We start from the raw sequence: 21,047 nt of genomic DNA, 5'->3' as shown, positions 1-21,047 counted from the left end.
ACCAATGCCATGATGTTAAGTTTACCGCTTTAGCGTTTCTTTCCGGCACGCCGCGCACGGGCGGCTTGAGCGTTGTGACGGGCATATTCTCGGAGATTTCCGCTCTTTTTGGCGTTCGATTTCTTCCGATCACGAGCCTCACGGCGGGCATTGGCGGCACGGTTTTTCGCTTTCGTCTTTGCTTTCTCATCAGCAATGCGCTTAGCGCGGCTCTGCTTCGTCTCACTTCCTCGCTCGCTGGATGCGGTTCGCCCGCGAACAATACCGATAAAGTCCTGGATCAGGGTTTCTTCTCTTTCGGGGCGCGGATGCTCCGCCGGCGCGCGCCTCCAAGTGAGGGTCACCGGGTAGGGTTCAAGGCCGCGCATCGGGCGATAGGTGAGGTCTTTGCGATGGTAGAATCGCGCCACGGACATGGGTGCAATGTACAGACCAATTCCTGCGGCAACGAGCTCAAGAGCCTCACGATCGCCGGTAAATTTGGGCAGGAACCTTGGATTTTCGACGCGCCATGTACTGGAGGCTTCAGCCCAGGCGGGGTAATCGTCGGGGCCGTGAAGCAGAAATTCTTCGGCGAGGTCTTCAAAGCTCACCTCGTCAAACACCGTGAGCACGTGGTCGCTGGGCATGATCAGCACGGGTACTTCTTCGTACAGTCTGATGCTGTGGTATTCGTCTGTGTCTCTGCTGCGCGGTTCGTGGTTGGGGCGCAAAATCGCCATGTGTGCAAGCGGTTCTGCACTTTGGGAGGTGGAAAGCTCTGTGGTAAGGGCCTGAATTCCCAGACCCTCCCCCACCGGAATTTCAGCCAGGGGCGCGCGGTCGCCGTAGCGCTCATGCCAGCGGGTGAACCATTTTCCGGGCATAATTCCCGGCACATAGGCAATGCGCAGCTCAGAGCGTTCAAGCACCTGGGCGGGTAGTGCCTGCGGAGTGTAGAGAAGATTTGCGATATGGTGGGGAAGCTCGTCGGCTCTTGCTTTTTCTTCTGCCCGTGCGTTGGTGCTGTTTTCACTCATGCCACCACGCTAGCACAGCGGGCGGGTACGCGGGGTGTATCCGTGGAATATACAGTAAAAACGGGCTAAGACTGCCGCTTATCAGCAATATAGGTGCGGATCTTTGAGGCTGTCACGCTGATCAGAATAAGCGTGACAAAGATGAGTGGCACCATCCACGGCTCAAATCCGAAGGCGGCAAGGAGGGTAAACCCGATAGTGACGTAGATAATCGCCCATATCAGGGTGCCCAGAAGCATGCCGGGCAGCCAGCGGCGCATCGGCATTTTTGTGAACCCCGTGGTCATGATGACGGCGGTCTGTAGCCCGACTGTCAGAAAACACAGCGGCACGGCGTAGGCTCCCCACCGGTTGATCATGGCGGTGGCTCGTGTGTAGAGCGGGGTCTGCATGGCGTTACGGATGCGCTCTAGGCGCGCGCTTCCTGTGGCGGCAAGGTAGCCCAGGGCGTAGACGATGCTGGTGCGCAAAATACCGATGCCCCACATGATGACGACGGCAAGTTCGAGAGGCAGAGCCGCAAACCATTCTTTCACCCCCTCATTCTCTCATGTTTTGGGTATGATACTCATCAGCTAAGGGTGTACATATGTTGCTCTGAGGTTCTGCGTAGTGCACATGATCCCGCGATCAAAAAAAATTTTAAATTTTTTTCCGCACCTTATTATTGGGGTCTATCCCCGTAAACACGGGGTGTTCGGTTAGGCAATCCTAAATATACTGACGGAGTGTCGCTATTTTTCCGGGATTTGCAGTTGGCAGACACCTCAAAATTAGGTTATATTTTTATTACCAAATAGGATACGCCTTGTGGGAAGGCCTCCTAGATACGGTTTTGAAGACTTTTCTTCCTGTGTGTGATGCGAAGGAGGAGGTTCCAGATGGAACCTCCTCCTTTCCCTATGCAAGCATCCTTACTGAATTACTCGCTTCATTCTTTTCCCAGGGTACGTAAAAAGGCTCCCCATATATCTGGGGAGCCTTTTTACTCTGGTGCAGAAATAACCTAGAGATCCAACGAACCGTTACTTCTGCTCGCCGTTCTTTGGGCCGCCGTCACTTCCATTGGGCTTCTTCTGATGCAAAGAGCTCAGCGGCTTCGGAAGTTGCGTGGGGGTCCATGTTTTCTGCGATACCCCGGTGAAAGATGCCCCCGTCCCCGGCATATTCCCCCGCTTATAGGACGCGGATGCGTTCGAGGCGGAGCCCGAACGCTCGCCGGGTTCATCCACGACCGGAATAATATCGAGAGGCTCGAACTCAGAATCGTCGAGATCAAGCGGAACCGGAACATCGAATTGGCTCGTATTCATAAACCCAGACCCGCCTCCTACCGGAACAGAACCGGTCGCCGGTCCCTGCTGGAAGCGTGAATTCTGCGCACCTGAGCCTGTGGTGGTTCCCATCGGACGCTGCGACCGCGGAGGTTCCTGGTTCATGGGGCGGATAGCTCCCTGCGGGGTGAACCCTGCAGGAGGAAGATTCTTCTCCTCTGCTACAGAGCGCGAAGGCGCAAATCCAGGCCCGACATTCTTAGCGCTCGCATGCTGAGCCGTGGAGGTCTGATGCTTCTGGTTTTGCGGTGCAAAGCTGCGCTGACCATATCCCTGCTGCTCGCCGAGACTCTGCTGTCCTAAGCCTGTCTGAGCCGCCTGCCGGTTCTGGCCTATGTTTTGGTTTTGCTGCATACCCTGATGTTGCCCCACACGCTGCCCTTGGTGTGTACCGTAGCCCTGAGCTGGCGCAGCATACGGATTTTGCGCGGTATTCTGCGGCTGTGTGAAGTATGGATTATGCGCTGCACCACGATACGGTGCGGAACGTGCAGAGTCATCCGCGTGATCCTGCATGTCGGGGTCGAATGCCGCATCCTGAGCAGAAGTATTGCTCATACCGGAGGGCGCGGAATGACCCTGAGTCTGATTTGTATTCGCGGGTGCTGATTCTAAGAATCCGTTCCTCGGCACAGCACCTTCGCGTTGCGGAGTATCCGCAGTATTTCCGGGTGCGGGAGTCACCGGGATTTGCCCGGTTGGAGTGGTCTGAACTTCCTGATCGAAAAGTTCACTCGCGCGTTCCAGCGGGCGCAGATGCGTTCCCGGAATGCGTGCCGGACGGCGCGGGGTCTGCCCCTGAGCAGATGCAGACCCGACAAAACGGGTTTCGTGCCGCTGCGCCTCGAGCTGGCGTGCGGGCGCGCGGTGCAGGTTCTTCGGCTGCGCAAAAACATCCTGTGCGGGAGCCTCCTCTGCCGATACTGAAAACGCGTGCACGGAAGGAGCTTGCTCGTATGAAGCTTCATGATCTGCGCCCTGCTCCTCGTCGTACAGAACGGGTTCGGGAGCATGCTGCGGAGGGTACTTAGGGTGCAACTGCGCCGGAAGCCTGCGGGCGTGCGAAGTACCGGAAAAGTGCTGCTGCGCGTCCTCAGCTGAGTACGATTCAGCGTATTCGACGTATTCCTCGTGCACCGGCTCTTCGCTCAGTTCATGAGGTTCGGCTGCGAATTCATCGGCACCGATCTGTGGCGCGTGGTCTGAGGGAACACCCTGTTCTGAAGACTCTTCCTCTAGCGTAGATTTGCGGGATGCGCGCCCCGAGTTCCAGCGCAGCGAACCCCACCTGCTGGCCTTGGAAGAACGACTCGGTGAGGTTTCTTCTGGTTCCTCGGCGTCTAACTCGTGTGCCTCATCCTGCGCGAATTCCTCTTCGGCAACCTCATCCTCGATGGGCAGCGCATTATGCCCGGAGGTTTCGGGATACACCGCATCAAATTCTTCGTGTCCATCCTTAGGCTGCCCCAAGTAGTAGAGGGCACCGCCGATCCCCGCGAGCGCCACGAAGGAAACCGTGGGGGCGCTCCACGGCAGCCACCCCATGAGTGAGAGAATCAGCGAGAAAATCAGAATAAGTGCCACCAGCGCGCCGATACCGAGCAGGGTCAGGCGCAGGGTTCCTAAGCGATGCAGGCGTTCCGGCAACCAAGGTTTCTGTTCTAAAACGGGCACAGGGCTGGTAAAAGGTTCGACCGGCGAGGCTTCGCGCAGATCGGAGAGCGCGGCGCTCGTCTCTTCTTCACTGAGCGGGGGCACGTTTCCGCTCGCGGCGTTGGATTTCTTGGGGTCAGAACCGGGCACTGCGGACTCCTCAGAAAAAAGAATGGAATGCGAGGTCAGAACATCATCAGTCATGGAATGTGGGTTTACAACCGTCTGTTCGGGGGTGTCTGCGGCGGATGCACGACGCATATTCCGCGGTATAAACCACAACAGCATGACGACCGCTAAAACTACGAGAACACCCGACGTGCTCAAAATCGTCATGTGTATCTATCCCTTCAAGCTAACATTTATAAAACCTAGGACTTTTCATCTTACCTAGTACAGGACAGTGTTCGCATTCATCTACGTATACCGTGCGAAAATATACCAAAGAAACCTGGATTATTCAGGGCTCTTCTAGAAAATATGCGCTCAGCACATTTCCCGTGCATGTATAAATACTATCGAACACAGTCGAACATTACGTAAATGAATCAGGGGCGACAGCAGGTCATAAAACCGAACTATCGCCCCTGATAGGACTAGAGATTATGCAAAGAGTGATTAGCAGTTCTTATCGGAAAATTCTTTCAGCCATTCACGAAGTTCAGGGCCGAGATCTTCGCGTTCGGAAGCAAGAATAACGTTTGCCTTCAGATACGAGAGCTTATCCCCCGTATCGAAGCGGCGCCCCTTGAAGACCACACCGTATACGCCCTCACCTTCGCCGGTGCCGACTGCCAAAGTCTGCAGTGCATCGGTCAGCTGAATTTCGTTGCCGCGGCCCGGAGCCGTGTTTTCCAGCACCTCGAATACCTTCGAGCTGAGCACGTAGCGACCAATCACCGCAAAGTTGGAGGGTGCTTCCTCGGGGGCGGGCTTCTCAACAAGACCGGTGACCTTCACGTAGCCGTCCTGACCTTCAACCGCCTCAATAGCAGCGGCACCGTAGGCGGAGATAGACTCGCGGGGAACCTCCATAAGCGCGATCACGGAGCCGCCGGTAGCCTGCTGAACCTCGACCATCTGCGAGAGCAAATCCTCTTTTTCGTCGATCAGGTCATCGCCCAGCAGAACCGCGAAGGGCTCATCCCCCACATGTACCTTGCCGCGCAAAACTGCATGGCCCAGACCTTTAGGGTCGCCCTGGCGCACATAGTGCAGTTCGCCCAACTTATTCGTTGCTTCAACAGCCTTCAGAAGGGCGTCTTTACCCTGCTCGGCCAGCTGACTTTCTAGGACCGGAACACGGTCAAAATGGTCTTCAAGCGCACGCTTGTTACGGCCGGTAATCATAAGAACATCGTTCAGGCCGGCGCGGATTGCCTCTTCTACCACGTACTGAATTGCGGGGCGATCAACGACCGGAAGCATTTCCTTAGGAGTCGCCTTCGTTGCGGGCAAGAACCTGGTCCCCAGACCAGCCGCCGGAATAACAGCCTTAGTGACAGACTTAGATACTTTAGTCATACCAATAAGCATAACTCATGCACCCTCTTTCACAGCCTGTAATACTACAATTTGACACGTACCTTCGTGCAAGAATTTAAAAATACCCCGCTGTACCTTTGCAGGTTAGGCGCTATAAGATATCGCCGAGCATCGCACTCGCCGCACAACATTATCGCAATGGTGAAAGCACTCACCTAGGAGAACCATGAAACCCGAGCCCAGCACCGTATCCACCCCGCACGAGAGCAACGATGCACCCCACGGCAAAACTCCCGAAGATACCGCCCTCGACAAGCAGATACTGCGCTCCCAAATTCGCCCGCAACGCCTGATCACCAAAAACGCCCGCACAGCGGCGGAACACGAGCAGATGAAACAGCAATACCGCGACCATATTCTTTCGCTGATCCCCAAGGACGCGCAGGCGCAAACTATCGCGGCGTACCTGCCCACCGCCTCCGAACCGCCTATCACCGCAGCGCTTCACGACCTGCACGCGCGCGGGCACCGCATCCTGGTGCCCGTAGTACGCCCGGCACGCACCCTCGCCTGGGTTGTCTGGGACCCACACGTGGAGCATCCGCTCAATAGCTTGGGCATTGCCGAGCCCGAAGGCGAAGAGTATGACACCCAGGCTTTTGTTGCCGCCGACCTGCGGCTAGTTCCGGCGCTCGCCTATGCACGCAACGGCCGCCGTCTAGGGCAGGGCGGAGGCTACTATGACCGCATCATCCCTGCCCTTTCGGCAGATAAACTGCGTGAGAGCACCGTAGGCGTGGTGTTTTCCCACGAAGTGCTCGAAAGCATTCCCTACGATGAATGGGATGCCGTGCTCCCCCGCGTGCTGACCGAGAACGGTATAGAGCCCCTCGGCGATTCCGCGCTCTAGACCGAGAACTTAAGAACATTCTGCCTGCGCTAAGCCCCGCGCGGCACGCCACCCAAGTCGAAACCGGGTGAGGTTCGCGGTACACTCTATACGCAACACACGGCAGCCGCCGCGCTCGCGGCTGCCCTAGGATCTGTCATTCAGGAGAACCATGCCGGTCTACGTTTACCAGTGCAAAAACTGTGGGCACGCTTTCGAGAAACGCCAGTCGTTCAGCGAGGACGCCCTGCGCACCTGCCCGCAATGCGGTGAAGACACACTTCGCAAACGCTTCAACACCGTGGGCGTCGTCTTCAAAGGATCCGGGTTCTACAGCACCGATAAAGGTTCCAGCTCAAGCTCATCTCAAGCAGAGTAGTCACACGAAGAATCGTTCCCTCCCTGTACTGCGGCACTAGCCCCAGTGCGGGGGTTTTTGTTCGCGCATCCACTCTAGACGGGCACGTTCTTCAGGGGTTAAATGTTCCTGCGCCGAGCCGCGGGCATGCCGTAGGTTTCCTCGATTCGCGGCTGACTTCCCGGAGGTCTCTTTGCGTGCAGGCGTTGGCGTATTCGCATGAAGCGGTGCGTTCACGCCCGCGATGCGCGGCTCGTCCCCTGCTAATGTGCCTCCCCCGCTGGCACGACGATGGCCTCTGCGCGGTTTCGGTGTTGGAGAATACTCACCCATAGGTTCGTCCTTTCAGCTCTGCGCTGCCGGGAGGGTGCAGAAGCGCCTAGTCTGCATATATACCCAAATACCGTAGGATACGCGCCACCACTGCCTCGGGATCGGCGAAAACCTCCAAGGTGTTAAGGGTTACGTAGTTCCAGCCCGTGCGGCTCAACCTTTCAGGAACCAGGCGAGTATGCTCACGCACGCTCTCGGTCGTGTAATCAAACAGCACATCCGACCCCACCATGAGCGGCATCCGCTGTGCGCTCTCCTGTTCAGATTCGGTATGAATGAGCTGTTGCGGTGCCAGCGCGATAAAGGCTATCTCGTCTTCGCCGGGCCGCACCCGAACGCCGCGTTCGCGCAGGCGTGCTACTGCATCGTTAAGCAGCCAGTCCTGCGTTACCGGGTCGGTTGGCTCGTCCTCAGTCTCTAGCCAGGCGTTAGACGCAAGAACGTCCTCGCGTGGAGTCTGCGCCGCAATCTGCTGCTGGTTCTCCTCATAGGCGAGCATCAACCGGTATAGATCCAGCGCACCCTCGTGGAGTTTCTGCGCATTCATATCGGTTGGACTCACGCAGCTAACAATATGCGTGGCCCGCCGTGCGCGAGTGAGCCCCACTACGAAGCCTTCACGACCGTGCGGGCCCGATAGCAGCCCCAGATTATGGGAGCTCTGTCCCAGCCGGGCACGCCCCACACCCAGCGAGAAAATAACGGTATCGCGTTCCAGCGACCCCGCGCGGTTCACATCCACCACCCGGAAAGACTCGGTACCGGGCTTGAAAAACTCGGCAAGCTGCGGGTACGTATTCAAGGCTTGGCGCACCGCCCCGGCAATCCGCTGGGCATGCTTCGGGCTCGCCGTCACCACCGCCAAAGAACGTTCGGGGCGGCGGTAGGCGTGCTCAAGCACCAAACGGGTTACACGGTCCACTTCAACGCTCGGGGATTCCAGGTTCGCGTTATCGCTCACTTTCCCGCGCGTATCAATATACTCAATACTCAGCGTGCTCACGGGCTTGCGGGATGCCGGGCTCACCGGAATTTCGCGCAGGTGAGACCCATAGAATTCCCGATTCAGGTAGTCGAAAAGCACGCGGTCAAAGGGACGATGCACGAGCGAGAGCGTGCGGTTCGGAAGCAGACGTGAAAGCGCCCCAAAAGTGCTCTCCAACCGGTGAGAATCCGATGCTGGTGCACCCGAAGTTGGCGCCGAAACAATAAACGGCGCAGGGAACCCGGCATGAGGGTCGCCCACGGCGATTACCTGATCCGCGCGCGTAATCGCTGGAAGGTTAGCCGCCAGCGGGGTGGACTCAGCATCCAGCAGGATAACCGCATCAAAACGCATCGACATGGGAACCCGGCGCGCCAGCGAAAACGGACTGGCAGTCCACAGCGGCAGCAAGGTACGTGCCATGACCGGGGCATTCACCAGAAGCGACTCGAGATCAAACTCACGGCCGCGCAGCTGACTCTTCAGATACGAAGCCTGCTCGGGGAATTCTTCGATACGTTCCGTCCACAACCGTGCCGTATGCGCCAACAAACGCGCCTGGGCACTCGACATATGGGCGTAGTCCACGCGGCGGAAACGAGCCTCAATATCGCGCAGCTCGTCGCCGTCAAGAATTTTTTCGGCGTGCTGTTCCAGAAGCTCTTCAAGTGCGGATTGCCACCACGCAAGTTCGAGTTCCGATGTCACCTCGGATGCGTTTGCCTCACGCTCACCCAGCTCGTCCAGAAAATCGCTCAGACCCGCATTCGTGAGCCGCCCTAAGAGTACGTCACGTTCGGGCAGACTCATGAGCACTTCGCGGTCGTTAAGCAGAGCATCCAGGCGGGCTTCGAGCTGGTCAAGATCCGTATGCACAAAGTCGACGCCTTCGGCGGTATCAGGGAGTATGATCTCAAGCCCCGAAAGCTCCGAGCCCAGCGAGTGCAGGGCATTCGCCAAAGCATCCAGGTTCTCGGGAATCTTCGGGGTGCTGGGCGAATCAAGAAGCCGAATCCACTCGGCGCGCTCGGTCTGCACAACTTTGAGATGTTCATGCAGATCGCCAATATGCACTCCCGGCAAAATATACTCTTTTGCCGCTCGACGCAGGCGCGAACGCTGCATACTGCTCATGTCGATACGGTTTTCCCGTCGCCATGAGCCGGATGCGGTGGCCGCAATCAGGTCGGTCACCGGGCGGTCGTACACCTCTGCCCGGAAGCGCTTGAGAGTTTCCCGAATGCGAATCAGAATAGCAAGCTGCGCATCCCAATCGGCTATAGTACGTGCCCGGCGCAGATGCAGGTCCGCGTTCATGGCATTCATCGCCTCGCGCAGGGAAAGAAGTGAGGAACGCAGGGTAATGACGAGGGCGTAGGCATCCGCCGCCTCGTCTTCGTTAAGCAGACGGGCACGATGCCAGGGCGAAGTGCGGGTTGCGCGTGTGAACCCGTTCAGTTCCGCAAAACGCACAATATCGGCGGTAATGGCTTCGCGGTCTTGCAGGGTGTCAAGCAGCTGACGGCTAAAACGCACCTGGGTCTGCGGCGAGCTCTCCTCAGCGGCGAGTTGGGCCACTCGCTGCAAGGCTTCACTGATAGAAATATGCCACAGCGGGTCGCGCGCCGTCAGTGCGTGCGTGTGATCTGTGAGCGCTGTGCGGGTTTCGATCAGCTCACGATTAAGGTTTGTGGAATTAGGCTCTGCGGTATTCTCGTTACGCACGATAGCGCGAATAAACTCGGTTCGCTGATCTTCGGCAGTGTGTTCTGCCAGCAGATCGTAGTGCAGATCGTTGAGCCCGGTGCGTCCCAGAAGCTCGCTGAAGGATGCGAGGGTCGAACGTTTTTCTCCCACGACCAGAACCGACTTTCCGCGCCCCATCAGGGTTGAGGCGATATTTACGGCGGTGCGTAACGGTTCTGTTCCGGGTGCGGCTGTCACAGTCATCGAAAATCCGCTGGCGGCGGTATCAATAATATTCTGCGCCACGGGGTCTGCGTCGAACAGCAGCGTTTCTTGGGCGGGATCGCGCTGATTGAGGGGCTGCTGCAGGTTGTGCGCGTTCATCTCGCGCGGCTGCGCACCGGGAACTTTGAGCGCCGCAAGATCGCGCACGAGCGGGGTATGCGCAGTGTGCGGCAGCTCCCCCATGCTTTCCTTCAGATCTGCAAAGGTTGAGATAAAATACTTTGATTCTATGGTCATCCCTGGAATACGCCCGGCGGAGGCACGCATCCGCTCGATCACGGGTTCAGGGTCCAGGCGTGACATTGAGTTGGCGAGCTGCGCAACATCCATAGTGCCCAGGTCGATCTCATATTCCTGTTTGATTTGGCGCACCATAGCGGGGTTCAGGCGTGCAGAACCAGCTAGCTGCAGCTCAAAATCATCGCTTGTCGGATGCGGTGTCAGGTTCAGCGGCGCCATCAGAATTGGCGCGATAAACCGTTTTTCAGAGGCTTTGGCATCATCGCGCATCGCATGCGATAACCATGATGCGGTGCCCGCCACAAAATACCCGGCATCGAGCCCGTGCCCGGTCGAGAGCTCATAAATTTTGGTGCGCAGGGTACGCGCGGCACGCATCTCATGTCCCAGCAGAGACTTATCGCGAATCAGGGTGGAAAGACGTGTTTTGCGTCCGGCCAACAGCTGCGCAAGCCCGGAAGGGTTAGCGTCACTGAGATTGATGTGTACGTAATCGACCTGGTTGAAGTCGAGCATCGCATCCGGCCCGGTATACACGTCCATCTGCTGCGCCCAGCGTTCAAGACCCGCCGAGGGGTCGAAGGCGGGAGAGCTGGGAACCAGGTATTCCGACTGGAATTCGGCGCTGCGGGGTTCCTTAGCAGCGGTGTTCTCCAGTGTATCCGGGGTTTCGTTCACAGTGTGCTCGTCCTTGGATGATTCGTGGTGAGTGTGGGGATAATCTTACATAACATCATACGGAGGCTCTAGCTAATTCCCGTGTATCCGATATGCTTTTCCACGGATCAGGTCGGGGAACGGGCGTTCCTCACGTACCGTTATCATGCCGACCAGAGGCGTATATTTGCGAAAAGTACGAGAAGGGTTACCAGCCCGAGGAAAATCATCGAGGCGATAAAAACCCATCGATAATTGGGGGCGAAGGGTTCCTCAGGAGCCTCGCGCAGTGCCCACCAAAGGAAGAACGCAAGCAGGGCACCGGGCAGGTTCCCTGCAAACACCAGCATCACCAGGGTGTAGAAGGCAATCATGCGTTCGGTGTGTTCATTCTCGCTCGCAGCAAATTTGAGTAGTCCCGCGAATAGAATCGACAGGCACCCGTTCAAAAATGCTACAGCATAAAACGGAATATTGATCGCAGCTTTGAAATCCAAGCCGGAGTTGGCGGCGCCCAACAGAATCCACGCAAAGAGCGCCAGAGGCATGATAATGAGATACCAGAAAAGGTATCGACGCATTTTCTGCGGATTATTGATAAGTTCGAGGATTGCGATCACGGGCTAGGTCTCCGATGGGTCTGTGTGCTGCCGATCAATAGCTACTGCACCAGCTTGGGCACGTATATCGGCGACGTCGAGTGCCCCGGTTTCGGCGCTAAATTCAGAACTTTCAAGAACCTGCGCTGTTTTGGTGGAGTTGCCGCGCTGTTGGGTTTCAACATGGTCTATATACCGGCGCACAATATAGTCCAAAAGCACTGAGAGCGCCACGAACGAGTGGTAAGGCTTGCGCTGAGTACTCAACTGGGTGGGGGTGGTTTGGTAGTGCAGTGAGTACTCGGCGTAGGAGGACATAAAGTTCACGCCAATAGCGGTAATTGCGATCATGGGGATTTTCCGCAGTGCCAGCATTTTGACGTGTTCGCGCATATTTTCAGTCTGTCCTGAGAAGGAGACAAGAATCACGACATCGTCCTGATTCATAGCGCTCATGGTGCTTTCAAATTCATTGCGTGCAGGAATTACATGGCAGAATTTGCCGCAGACCTGCATAGACTTAGCAAATTCTTGTACCGCGTTTCGTTGCGCGTACCCGGTTCCGAAACAGTAGATTGTGCGCGCCGTATGAAGTTTCCTCAAAAGCCCGGAAAGCTCCATATGTTCCAGGTAATCGTAGGTGCGCAAAATATCTTCGCGGCCGCTTTCGATAAAACGCGGGTTATAGGGTTCCGATTTCGTCAAGGAAGATTTAATGAAGTATTTCAGCTCGGCAAAACCCGAAAAATTGAGCTTCTTGGTGAGCCTAATAATGGAGCTGGTTGAAGTATAGGTCTTGTGCGCGAGGGAGTTGATAGTCGCCTCCGCAACAAATTCTTCGTTTTCAAGCATGAACGCCAAAATATCGCGTTCGGTATCGCTGAACCTGTGTTGGTTCGCGTTCACCACATCTTGTAAATCCACTCAAAAGCTCCTGAATCGAAAACGCGCAATACATAAATATTACAACGTCTTCGATTCAGGAGCTCGGTAGGTTTCCCTAGAAGGTGAATATAACCTTACTCTTTGGTGTTCACCATGGTTTCAAAACGCTCGCGAACCTGCGGAACGTCCATACCCACAATCACCTGGAATGCCTTGCCCTTGCGCACAATACCGAGGGCTCCGGCATCCTTGAAGGCAGCATCCGAAGTATCAACCAGGGATTCATCCGCCACCGAGACACGCAGGCGAGTAGCACAGTTGTTCACCGTGGTGATGTTATCGGCACCGCCAAGCAGTTCGAGGAATCCTGCCGCTCGCGGGGCATACAGATCTGCATCGCCAGCGTCATCTGCGGATGCGGCACCCTTCTTCTCGGCTGCCTTCGCGGCCTTGTATTCGGCTTTCGAGTACAGCTTCGTTTCGCCACCCTCAGCCTCGCGACCCGGGGTCTTGAAATCGAACTTCAGAATGAGGAATCGGAAGAGCAGGAAGTAGATGACGGTGAAGGACAGACCCACGCCGATCTGCATAAGGTAGGTGGGCCAGTGGTTCTGCCACAGCGGAACCCAGTTGAGGAAGAGGAAGTTATCAAGCAAGCCACCGCCCATGTTGCCTGAGAGGCCAAGCATGTACATGATCGACGCCATCGAAGCCGCCAGCACCGCGTGAACAGCGAACAGCGGGGGTGCCACGAACAGGAAGGTAAACTCCAGCGGCTCGGTAATACCGATCAGCATTGCGGTGAGGGTCACCGGGATCAGCAGGGCGAGAACTTCTTTACGCTTCTCACGGCGTGCCGTGGTGTAGAAGGCGGCAGAGATACCGAGGGGCGCGAAGATCTTCGAGTTACCGTGCAGTGCGAAACCGCCGCCGGGGAAGAGCTCGCGCAGAGGCTTGTCGCTCTTGGCAAATTCGCTGATGTGGGTCGGCCAATCCTTCACGATACCGTTCGGGGTCACAGCGTTACCGAACATGAACGGCGAGTAGATGAAGTGGTGCAGGCCGGTTGGAATCAGGATGCGCTCCAAGAAAGTGTAGATCCACACGCCTAACGCACCTGAGGCGATGAAGAAGCCCTGCATGCTTGCGATACCATGCTGAGCGTAAGGCCACAGCCACGCGAAGATAAAGGCGATGGGCATCATCAGGAAGAAGCAGATCGCGTAGACGAACTGGGTGCCCTGGAAAATACCGAGGAAGTCGGGCAGCTTCTTATCGAAGTATCGGTTATGGACCCACACCACGATCGCGGAAATGATGATAGCGCCGAAAATACCGGTATCGATCGTCTTAATACCGGCGATAATTTTCAGGCCGGTACCGTAAGAATCCGAGTTATCTAGCGAAATAGAGGTGTTGTAATCCAGCTGGAAGAATCCCGAACCGCCTTGGCCCCAGAAATTCAGCATACCGGCCACCAAATAGTTGAAGGTCAGATAGACCATTCCGGCTTCGAGGACGGCACGAGCGTTTGCGGTCTTTGCGAGCGCAATCGGCAGACCCAGCACGAAAAGGAGCTCTATTTGCCGGAAAACGGTCCATGCGCCGTCAAGCCAAACAGTCCACGCTTGGTACCAGAAGGTATCTTCGTTCGCGAGATCGCCAACAATATTTGGGAGGGTGGCAACGGTGCCGATACCGACCGCTAGGCCAGCGAAGGCGAAAAGAAGCACGGGCGCCAACATGGCGGACCCGAACCTCTGAATTTTTTCCATCATAAGGCTGACGCCCTTTCTGGTTGAGAGTGAGCGGGCGCCTAGGTGTCTGCCGTGTGTTGGCCAGGAATTACCGCGCGATGCGCCCGCGCGTGTGGTGCAATGTTTTATTTAATAGCAATATCATGTCATCTTTTACGGACTAAAACCTCCTTGATCGGGTTTTTTGGCATAGTTTTTCAGAACCCGAAACATGTCCCAGTACCGGGTAAAAGTATTGGTGTTTCCGGTGAGTATTTTGCTGCGTTATTGACCATGCAAATGGTTAGCATATAAAAGTAGTTTTCCACCGACATTTTCACGAAGTGCAGAGGGCGAGAACCGCGTGTTGTCCCCTCACCTTTATATTTCTAGAGACGATGCGTTTTCTTACTCTTAACACTCACAGCTGGTGCGAGCCTCACCAGATCGTTAAAATTCACGAGCTTGCCCGTTTCATTGCCCACCATCGGGTTGATGTTATTGCGTTGCAGGAGGTGAATCAGTACCTGCACTCCCCTATTGTGGATACGCCACTGGGGTACCAAGGCGGGACCAGTATTCCTATCCGCGAGGATAATTACGCACTTCTGCTCGTGCGGTTCCTGGCTGATTTAGGGGTTCAGTACGAATGGGCGCTAACCGAAACCCATATTGGATGGGAACGGTATGACGAATGCGTAGCTGTACTCTCTCGTATGCCTATCGAGCGCGTCGAGCCTATTGTGATGAGCCCGCAGTATGACTACGATTGGGTTGAGCGCAGGTCTTCTCTAGCGGTTCGGGTTGGTACTGATGCGGGTTCCGTGTGGTGTGCAAGCACCCATATGTCGTGGTGGGATTTTCAGGGCGAACCACTTTTCGCACAGGAGTTTGCGCGGCTTTCGCAGGCTCTCACCGAGCGCGGCCAGGATGCGCCCGTTCTGCTGGGCGGCGATTTCAACACGGCGGCGCAGGCGCGTGGCGAAGGGTACGATCTTGTGCTTTCTTCCGGCCTGGTGGATACCCGTGAGATTGCCGACCGTACCGATGGTGAGTTCACCGTACATCGTGGTATTGCCGGGTGGGAAGGGCAAGAGGAAGCCAAACGCATTGACTTCGTGTTTGCCGACCGCGCGGTGAAGGTACTTTCGCATACAGTGGTATTCCGCGATAATTCTCCTGAGGCGATTTCCGATCACAGCGGCGTGCTGGTAGAGCTTGACGAGTCGAGTTTCGAGCCCACTGCCAGGATGCACCCCGTGCCGCCGCCGCAGGTACAGCCCGGATAGTGCGGCGACCTTAGGGGTTTCGCAGCTTAGCGCGTTTCTGCCTTCAGATTTTAAATTGATATGTATTCCGTGGAAGGACAGCTCATGAAAACTGAAATTCAGTGGTGGCAACAGCCCGTTGTGTACCAGATTTACCCGCGTTCCTTCAATGACTCCAATGGCGACGGCATCGGCGATCTGCCCGGTATCACCGAAAAAATTCCGTATCTGGCGAAGCTGGGTATAGATGTTATCTGGCTTTCCCCGATCTATGCTTCGCCGAATGACGATAATGGCTACGATATTTCGGATTATCGGGCGATTATGACCGAGTTCGGCACAATGGCTGACTTCGACGAGCTGCTAGCGACCGCACATGAGCACGGCATCAAACTCATGATGGATTTGGTGGTGAACCACACTTCGGATGAGCACGAATGGTTCCGTCAGGCACGTTCTGCGAAGGATAACCCGTACCGCGACTACTATGTGTGGCGTGACCCTGCCGGGTTCTCCGAAGACGGCACCCCGATTCCGCCGAATAACTGGATTTCCTGTTTCTCACCATCGGTCTGGGAATGGGACGAGGGTACGCAGCAGTTCTATCTGCACTATTTTTCGGTGAAGCAGCCCGACCTCAACTGGGAAAACCCGAAAGTACGTGAAGAGGTCTACGACATTATGCGGTTCTGGCTTGATAAGGGTGTCGACGGTTTCCGCATGGATGTTATCAACCTGATCTCTAAGGATCTTTCCTTCCCGGATGACCCCGCCGTCACCGCTGGAGGGCTAGATAATTCTCTGGCGGTGGCCGCGAACGGTCCGCGCGTGCACGAGTTCCTGCGCGAAATGAACCGCGAGGTGCTCAGCAAGTACCCGGTGATGACAGTGGGTGAGACTCCCTGCGTGAGCGTGGAAGATGCCGCCCTGTACACAGGTTTTGACCGCCACGAACTGCAGATGGTGTTCCAGTTTGAGCATATGGATGTGGATGCCAGCGCAGGCGGCGCCACCGGCAAATGGTCGGATACTCGTTTTAACCTGGTGGATTTGAAGAAGGTTCTTACCCACTGGCAGGCGGGGCTGCATGGTCGCGGATGGAATTCGCTGTACTGGAATAACCATGACCAGCCGCGCACGGTTTCACGTTTCGGCAATGACTCCCCCGAGTTCCGTGAGGTCAGCGGTAAGATGCTCGGCACGGTTCTGCATATGATGCAGGGAACGCCGTACATCTATCAGGGTGAAGAGCTGGGTATGACCAATGTTTTCTTCGACTCGGTAGATGACTACAACGACCTTGAAATCCATGATTCTTGGCGTAAATACGTGGTGGAGTCCCAGCGGGTTAGCCCCGAGGATATGCTGCGGTACATCAGTGCTTCGGGTCGGGATAATGCGCGAACCCCCATGCAGTGGGATGCGAGCGAAAACGCGGGCTTCACGACCGGTACCCCGTGGCTGAAGGTGAACCCACGGTACACCGACATTAACGCCGCCGAAGAATTGGCGAACGATGATTCTATTTTCTATCACTACAGCGACCTCATTCACCTGCGCAAAGAGCACCCCATCGTGCTCACCGGCGAATACCGTGTGCTCAACCTCGAGGATGAGCAGGTGTACGCCTACCTGCGTGTGAATTCAGCGGAGGATGCCGCCGCATCCGGCGAGCGCGCCCTGCTGGTGGTTGCTAATTTCACCCAAGAAACACTGTCTTTGCCCTATGCAGACGGTCAGCTCGCTTCTTTGGCGCTCAAGAACCCGGGTGTGCTGAAAATTGAGGAGCTTGCGGCCATGGGAGAAGCGCCCGAGCTGATCAGCTCAAACTACCGGAATGAGCACGGCGAGTTCACGGACGAAGGCACCACTCTGCGACCCTATGAGGCAAAAGTGTATCTGTACCGGTAGGGCGTAGAGTGCGCGGCGAGTGGCGCGCTGGCACACCCTGACTAAAAATTTTACAGACATACCTGCGGCAATGCGGCTTACGGAGTTCCCCACTAAGCCACACGACGCAACCCTTAACGAAAGGCTTCTGATGAGTAGTGAAACCACGACTGAAGAGCGTGCGGTTCCTTCCTACGCCGGGCGGCAGTGGTGGAAGGAAGCGGTGGTCTACCAGGTGTACCCGCGCTCCTTCAACGACTCCAATGGCGACGGTATCGGCGATCTGCCCGGTATTACCGAAAAAATCCCGTACCTGGCGAAACTGGGCATTAACGTTATCTGGCTCTCCCCCGTGTTTGATTCGCCGAATGTGGATAACGGCTACGATATTTCCGACTACTTCGACATTATGAGCGATTTCGGAACAATGGAAGATTTCGATGAGCTGCTGGCGACCGCACATGAGCACGGCATTAAAATTCTGATGGATTTGGTGGCGAACCATACTTCGGATCAGCATCCGTGGTTTGTGCAGTCTCGTTCCTCAAAAGATAACCCGTACCGCGACTACTACATTTGGAAAGACCCCAACGGGTTTGACGAGAATGGCGCCCCGATTCCTCCGAATAACTGGGCTTCCGAATTCGGTGGCTCCGCTTGGGAGTGGGATGAAGCCACGCAACAGTTCTACCTGCACATTTTCTTCAAGGAACAGCCCGATCTGAACTGGGCGAACCCGAAGGTGCGCGAAGACCTGTATGCGATGGTGCGCTGGTGGCTCGATAAGGGCGTGGATGGTTTCCGGCTGGACGCCATCAACATTATTTCTAAGCCCGAAGGCTTCCCGGATGACCCTTCCACCGATTTTGAGAAGCATACGTCGTCGATCCCGTTTGTGATTGCGAACGGCACGATGGTGCATCCGTGGATGAAAGAGCTCAACCGTGAGGCGTTCTCGAAGTACGATGTGATGACCGTGGGCGAAACGAGCGCGACCAGCCCCGAGGAAGCGAAGCTGTGGGCGGGCTACGATGCGGGCGAACTGCAGATGCTCTTCCACTTCGACCACATGGGCGTCGATAACGACCCCGAAGGTTCGCTGGGCGGCAAGTGGTCGTATGCGCCGTACAAGCTGACCGAGCTTAAGCGCATTCTGAACGAGTGGCAGACGAAACTTGAGGGCAAGGCGTGGGGTTCGCTGTACTGGAATAACCACGATCAGCCACGCGTGGTCTCGCGATTCGGCAACGATTCCCCCGAATTTCGGGTACTTTCAGCGAAGCAGTTGGGAACCACCTTACATTTTATGCAGGGTACACCCTATATTTATCAGGGTGAGGAACTAGGGATGACCAATGTGCGGTTCGAGTCCATCGAGGACTACCGCGACGGCGATTCGATTCGTTTCTACGAGGATATGCATGTGGATCATCAACGGCTCAGCCATGAGGATGCTATGCGCGCCATCTACATCAAAGGTCGTGATAACGCCCGCACCCCCATGCAGTGGGATGACTCAGCGAACGGTGGGTTCACGAACGCGGGAGTCGAGCCGTGGCTGAAGGTGAACCCGAACTACCCGCAAATTAATGCGCAGGCTGCCCTGGACGATCAGGATTCGGTGTTCTACCACTACCAGGAATTAGCGAAGCTGCGCCGCGGTGAGCTCAAAGATTTGATGGTATACGGGTCATTCGCACCCGTAGATTCGGTTGAGGTTCCTCATGCCGAGGATGAGGCAGTGTACGCCTACACCCGTACCGGCGGCCCGGACGGCACCGACGCGAACCAGTCTCTGCTCGTGGTTTCTAACTTCACGTCTGATTCGGTAGAGCGCACCTTCTCTCTGCTGGATGATGCGCGTGCAGCCGGAGCGTCCGTCGAACTGGTGCACTCCAACTACCGGGATAACACCGGCGCACTGACCGATGCGGGCACCACCCTGCGCCCCTACGAAGCGAAGGTCTACCGCATCGTGAAATAGGTTCTTCTCTGTTCCCAATCCGAATAATGCAGCTTTGGGCGTATTACCTACCCTCTAGGGTTTTGTAATACGCCCAAAGCTGCATTATTCAGAGTTCAAAGACGTTTTGCGCATGTGCAGCCGATACTGCTGTTCCCGCCGATTACCGGAAAGTATTGTTCTCAAAGCGCTTTTCGGGGTTCATGTTTATGCTGTTCGTTCAGTATGACAAGAGTTACGTTTCGACAAAGTTGCGCACTATATCCACAAACCGTTCGGGGCTCTCTTTCTGGACCCAATGTTTATGATGCTCAAAAATTTCGACCCGTGTATTCGGCATAGAAGCGGCTGCCTGCTTCGCATCCCCGACTTTGACGCCGGGGTCCTGAAAAGACACACATACGATAGTGAGTCCCCGAACCATTCAGGGTTTCGGTTGGCAGGATGTATGTACGTAAGCTAGCCATACACAAGTTTTGGCAGGTGCTGGGCTATACCCAGCGCCGCACCCGCTGGCGGTACTGCCGGTATTCTGTACCGAACTTCTGGGTGAGAACCCGCTCTTCGGGAATAATCTGGAAACGCGTTATCCAGGCGACGAAAAGCACCACCCCGAGCACAGCCTGCACCTGCCACAGCCACACCGCCCACCCGGTAAGTATGCAGGCCATACCCAAGTACATGGGGTTGCGGCTTAAACGGTATATTCCGGAGGAGACAATGTTTACGGTGCGTTCGGGGGCGAACGGGTTCACTGTGGTGCGGGCACGTCTAAATGACAGCACCCCCACCGCGTCCACCGTTAGGCCGAGTACAACCAGTGCAAGGGCAGGGACCAGCAGCAGCGGTGGTCTGCCTGTCAGCGGCGGCATCCCGCAGATGAGCCACATCAGTGAGGCGCACAGTGCCCCAATAAGTGGCGGTGGAACTTTATATTCAAGGGCTGCAGCTAGTCTTTTCATGAGGAGCAAGTTATTTATTTCGGTCAAGAAGCGGGGTTTATGCGGGAGGCGGCGGCGTTAACACTGCCTCTACTGCCGCGAGCGCGTGAATGGTGGTGCTGTCAAAGACCGGCAGCGGGGTCTTGTCCGCTTCTACTGCCAGGCAGAGTTCGGTGCACCCCAGGATCACGCCTTGGGCGCCCTGCTCCTTCAGCCCTGTAATGACCTGCTGAAGATACTGCACGGCTTCAGGCTCGACGCACCCCAAACACAGCTGCTCAAAGATGATGCGGTCAATCTCTGCCTGTTCCGGTTCGGCCGGCACGATCGTCTGGATTCCTTGCGCCGCCATGCGCTCGGTGTAGAACCCGTCGCTCATGGTGAAGGTTGTGCCCAGCAGCCCCACCCTCTGCAGCCCCTGCCTTTGGATGGCGGTGGCGGTGGCGTCAACTACGTGCAGTAGCGGTACGGTGGTGGCGCGCTCTATCGCGGGGGCAACCTTGTGCATGGTGTTCGTGGCCACCAGCAGCAGCTGCGCACCCGCACCCTCAAGTTTTGTGGCGCTTGCCGTCAGTAGAGCCCCGGCGGCTTCCCAGTCACCGCTTTTTTGCAGGCGCACGACTTCCTCAAAATCTACACTGTGCATCACGATATCGGCACTGTGGTTGCCTCCGAGGCGGCGGTTGACTTCACGGTTAATGATCCGATAGTACAGGGTGGTGCTCTCAGGGCTCATGCCGCCGATAATGCCTAGGGTTTTCACGGTGCACGCTCCTTTTGTGTCTTCTGGCGGGTATTCCTCATTGTAGGGTGAGCCCTGTAACCCCGTCTATAGAGAAGG

General features: G+C 56.2%; 17 protein-coding genes. 5 read left to right on the top strand and 12 right to left on the bottom strand.

The features are described from left to right. Positions 1-29: 29 nt before the first annotated feature. From HMPREF2756_RS03960 to galU, 4 genes are all read right to left on the bottom strand, one after another. A complete protein-coding gene (locus tag HMPREF2756_RS03960; RefSeq protein ID WP_070618548.1) occupies positions 30-1,019 on the bottom strand; it encodes a LysR substrate-binding domain-containing protein in 990 nt (329 codons plus the stop codon). A 65-nt stretch (positions 1,020-1,084) separates the two neighbouring features. Further along, positions 1,085-1,555 carry a DedA family protein gene (locus tag HMPREF2756_RS03955; RefSeq protein ID WP_070618545.1) on the bottom strand — a complete coding sequence of 157 codons (471 nt, stop codon included), beginning with the start codon at positions 1,553-1,555 and terminating at the stop codon, positions 1,085-1,087. 489 nt (positions 1,556-2,044) lie between these two features. Then, positions 2,045-4,342 (bottom strand): hypothetical protein, encoded by a 2,298-nt coding sequence (locus tag HMPREF2756_RS03950; protein WP_070618542.1) that lies wholly within the window; start codon positions 4,340-4,342, stop codon positions 2,045-2,047. 282 nt (positions 4,343-4,624) lie between these two features. Beyond that, entirely contained in the window at positions 4,625-5,530 is a 906-nt protein-coding gene (galU, locus tag HMPREF2756_RS03945) for a UTP--glucose-1-phosphate uridylyltransferase GalU (RefSeq protein ID WP_070618628.1), read from the bottom strand. A gap of 187 nt (positions 5,531-5,717) precedes the next feature. Here galU and HMPREF2756_RS03940 point away from each other — a divergent pair, with 187 nt between their 5' ends. After that, entirely contained in the window at positions 5,718-6,401 is a 684-nt protein-coding gene (locus HMPREF2756_RS03940; RefSeq protein ID WP_070618539.1) for a 5-formyltetrahydrofolate cyclo-ligase, read from the top strand. Positions 6,402-6,552: 151 nt separating this feature from the next. Beyond that, a complete protein-coding gene (locus tag HMPREF2756_RS03935; RefSeq protein WP_004005195.1) occupies positions 6,553-6,759 on the top strand; it encodes an FmdB family zinc ribbon protein in 207 nt (68 codons plus the stop codon). 36 nt (positions 6,760-6,795) lie between these two features. Here HMPREF2756_RS03935 and HMPREF2756_RS03930 read toward each other — a convergent pair whose 3' ends face one another. The 5 genes from HMPREF2756_RS03930 to HMPREF2756_RS03910 all read right to left on the bottom strand — a co-directional run bounded on the left by HMPREF2756_RS03930 (position 6,796) and on the right by HMPREF2756_RS03910 (position 14,186). Next, positions 6,796-7,071, bottom strand: coding sequence for an ATP-binding protein (locus HMPREF2756_RS03930; RefSeq protein ID WP_070618536.1), 276 nt, complete (start codon positions 7,069-7,071; stop codon positions 6,796-6,798). A gap of 46 nt (positions 7,072-7,117) precedes the next feature. Further along, a complete protein-coding gene (locus HMPREF2756_RS03925; protein ID WP_070618533.1) occupies positions 7,118-10,945 on the bottom strand; it encodes a DEAD/DEAH box helicase in 3,828 nt (1,275 codons plus the stop codon). A 143-nt stretch (positions 10,946-11,088) separates the two neighbouring features. After that, positions 11,089-11,544 carry a hypothetical protein gene (locus HMPREF2756_RS03920; RefSeq protein WP_004005199.1) on the bottom strand — a complete coding sequence of 152 codons (456 nt, stop codon included), beginning with the start codon at positions 11,542-11,544 and terminating at the stop codon, positions 11,089-11,091. A gap of 3 nt (positions 11,545-11,547) precedes the next feature. After that, positions 11,548-12,447, bottom strand: coding sequence for a MurR/RpiR family transcriptional regulator (locus HMPREF2756_RS03915; protein ID WP_004005201.1), 900 nt, complete (start codon positions 12,445-12,447; stop codon positions 11,548-11,550). Positions 12,448-12,542: 95 nt separating this feature from the next. Next, a complete protein-coding gene (locus HMPREF2756_RS03910) occupies positions 12,543-14,186 on the bottom strand; it encodes an alpha-glucoside-specific PTS transporter subunit IIBC (protein ID WP_004005202.1) in 1,644 nt (547 codons plus the stop codon). 356 nt (positions 14,187-14,542) lie between these two features. On the opposite strand from HMPREF2756_RS03910, the gene HMPREF2756_RS03905 reads away from it, so the two are divergent. The 3 genes from HMPREF2756_RS03905 to HMPREF2756_RS03895 all read left to right on the top strand — a co-directional run bounded on the left by HMPREF2756_RS03905 (position 14,543) and on the right by HMPREF2756_RS03895 (position 19,286). Then, a complete protein-coding gene (locus HMPREF2756_RS03905; RefSeq protein ID WP_070618530.1) occupies positions 14,543-15,433 on the top strand; it encodes an endonuclease/exonuclease/phosphatase family protein in 891 nt (296 codons plus the stop codon). Between the two features lie 84 nt (positions 15,434-15,517). After that, positions 15,518-17,323, top strand: a complete 1,806-nt coding sequence (locus tag HMPREF2756_RS03900) for a glycoside hydrolase family 13 protein (protein ID WP_070618527.1) — start codon at positions 15,518-15,520, stop codon at positions 17,321-17,323. 130 nt (positions 17,324-17,453) lie between these two features. Next, entirely contained in the window at positions 17,454-19,286 is a 1,833-nt protein-coding gene (locus HMPREF2756_RS03895; RefSeq protein ID WP_070618525.1) for an alpha-glucosidase, read from the top strand. 214 nt (positions 19,287-19,500) lie between these two features. Here the strand turns inward: HMPREF2756_RS03895 and HMPREF2756_RS03890 are convergent, their stop codons facing one another. The 3 genes from HMPREF2756_RS03890 to HMPREF2756_RS03880 form a co-directional block, all read right to left on the bottom strand. Next, positions 19,501-19,662 carry an alpha/beta fold hydrolase gene (locus tag HMPREF2756_RS03890; protein ID WP_246825829.1) on the bottom strand — a complete coding sequence of 54 codons (162 nt, stop codon included), beginning with the start codon at positions 19,660-19,662 and terminating at the stop codon, positions 19,501-19,503. Between the two features lie 94 nt (positions 19,663-19,756). After that, positions 19,757-20,227, bottom strand: a complete 471-nt coding sequence (locus tag HMPREF2756_RS03885) for a methyltransferase family protein (RefSeq protein ID WP_048751895.1) — start codon at positions 20,225-20,227, stop codon at positions 19,757-19,759. Positions 20,228-20,264: 37 nt separating this feature from the next. Then, a complete protein-coding gene (locus HMPREF2756_RS03880; RefSeq protein ID WP_070618519.1) occupies positions 20,265-20,969 on the bottom strand; it encodes an aspartate/glutamate racemase family protein in 705 nt (234 codons plus the stop codon). Positions 20,970-21,047 lie beyond the last annotated feature (78 nt).

The sequence above is a fragment of the Rothia sp. HMSC067H10 genome (genome assembly GCF_001810635.1).
Lineage (GTDB): Bacteria > Actinomycetota > Actinomycetes > Actinomycetales > Micrococcaceae > Rothia > Rothia dentocariosa.
The sequence above is the reverse complement of the archived record's forward strand: the minus strand, read 5'-3'. Positions and strand labels throughout refer to the sequence as shown.

Excerpts from the sequence above, each read along its gene's own strand:
- HMPREF2756_RS03960 (WP_070618548.1), bottom strand. The coding sequence starts at position 1,019 with ATGAGTGAAAACAGCACCAACGCACGGGCAGAAGAAAAAGCAAGAGCC.
- HMPREF2756_RS03950 (WP_070618542.1), bottom strand. The coding sequence starts at position 4,342 with ATGACGATTTTGAGCACGTCGGGTGTTCTCGTAGTTTTAGCGGTCGTC.
- galU (WP_070618628.1), bottom strand. The coding sequence starts at position 5,530 with ATGACTAAAGTATCTAAGTCTGTCACTAAGGCTGTTATTCCGGCGGCT.
- HMPREF2756_RS03940 (WP_070618539.1), top strand. The coding sequence starts at position 5,718 with ATGAAACCCGAGCCCAGCACCGTATCCACCCCGCACGAGAGCAACGAT.
- HMPREF2756_RS03935 (WP_004005195.1), top strand. The coding sequence starts at position 6,553 with ATGCCGGTCTACGTTTACCAGTGCAAAAACTGTGGGCACGCTTTCGAG.
- HMPREF2756_RS03930 (WP_070618536.1), bottom strand. The coding sequence starts at position 7,071 with ATGGGTGAGTATTCTCCAACACCGAAACCGCGCAGAGGCCATCGTCGT.
- HMPREF2756_RS03910 (WP_004005202.1), bottom strand. The coding sequence starts at position 14,186 with ATGATGGAAAAAATTCAGAGGTTCGGGTCCGCCATGTTGGCGCCCGTG.
- HMPREF2756_RS03905 (WP_070618530.1), top strand. The coding sequence starts at position 14,543 with ATGCGTTTTCTTACTCTTAACACTCACAGCTGGTGCGAGCCTCACCAG.
- HMPREF2756_RS03900 (WP_070618527.1), top strand. The coding sequence starts at position 15,518 with ATGAAAACTGAAATTCAGTGGTGGCAACAGCCCGTTGTGTACCAGATT.
- HMPREF2756_RS03895 (WP_070618525.1), top strand. The coding sequence starts at position 17,454 with ATGAGTAGTGAAACCACGACTGAAGAGCGTGCGGTTCCTTCCTACGCC.
- HMPREF2756_RS03885 (WP_048751895.1), bottom strand. The coding sequence starts at position 20,227 with ATGAAAAGACTAGCTGCAGCCCTTGAATATAAAGTTCCACCGCCACTT.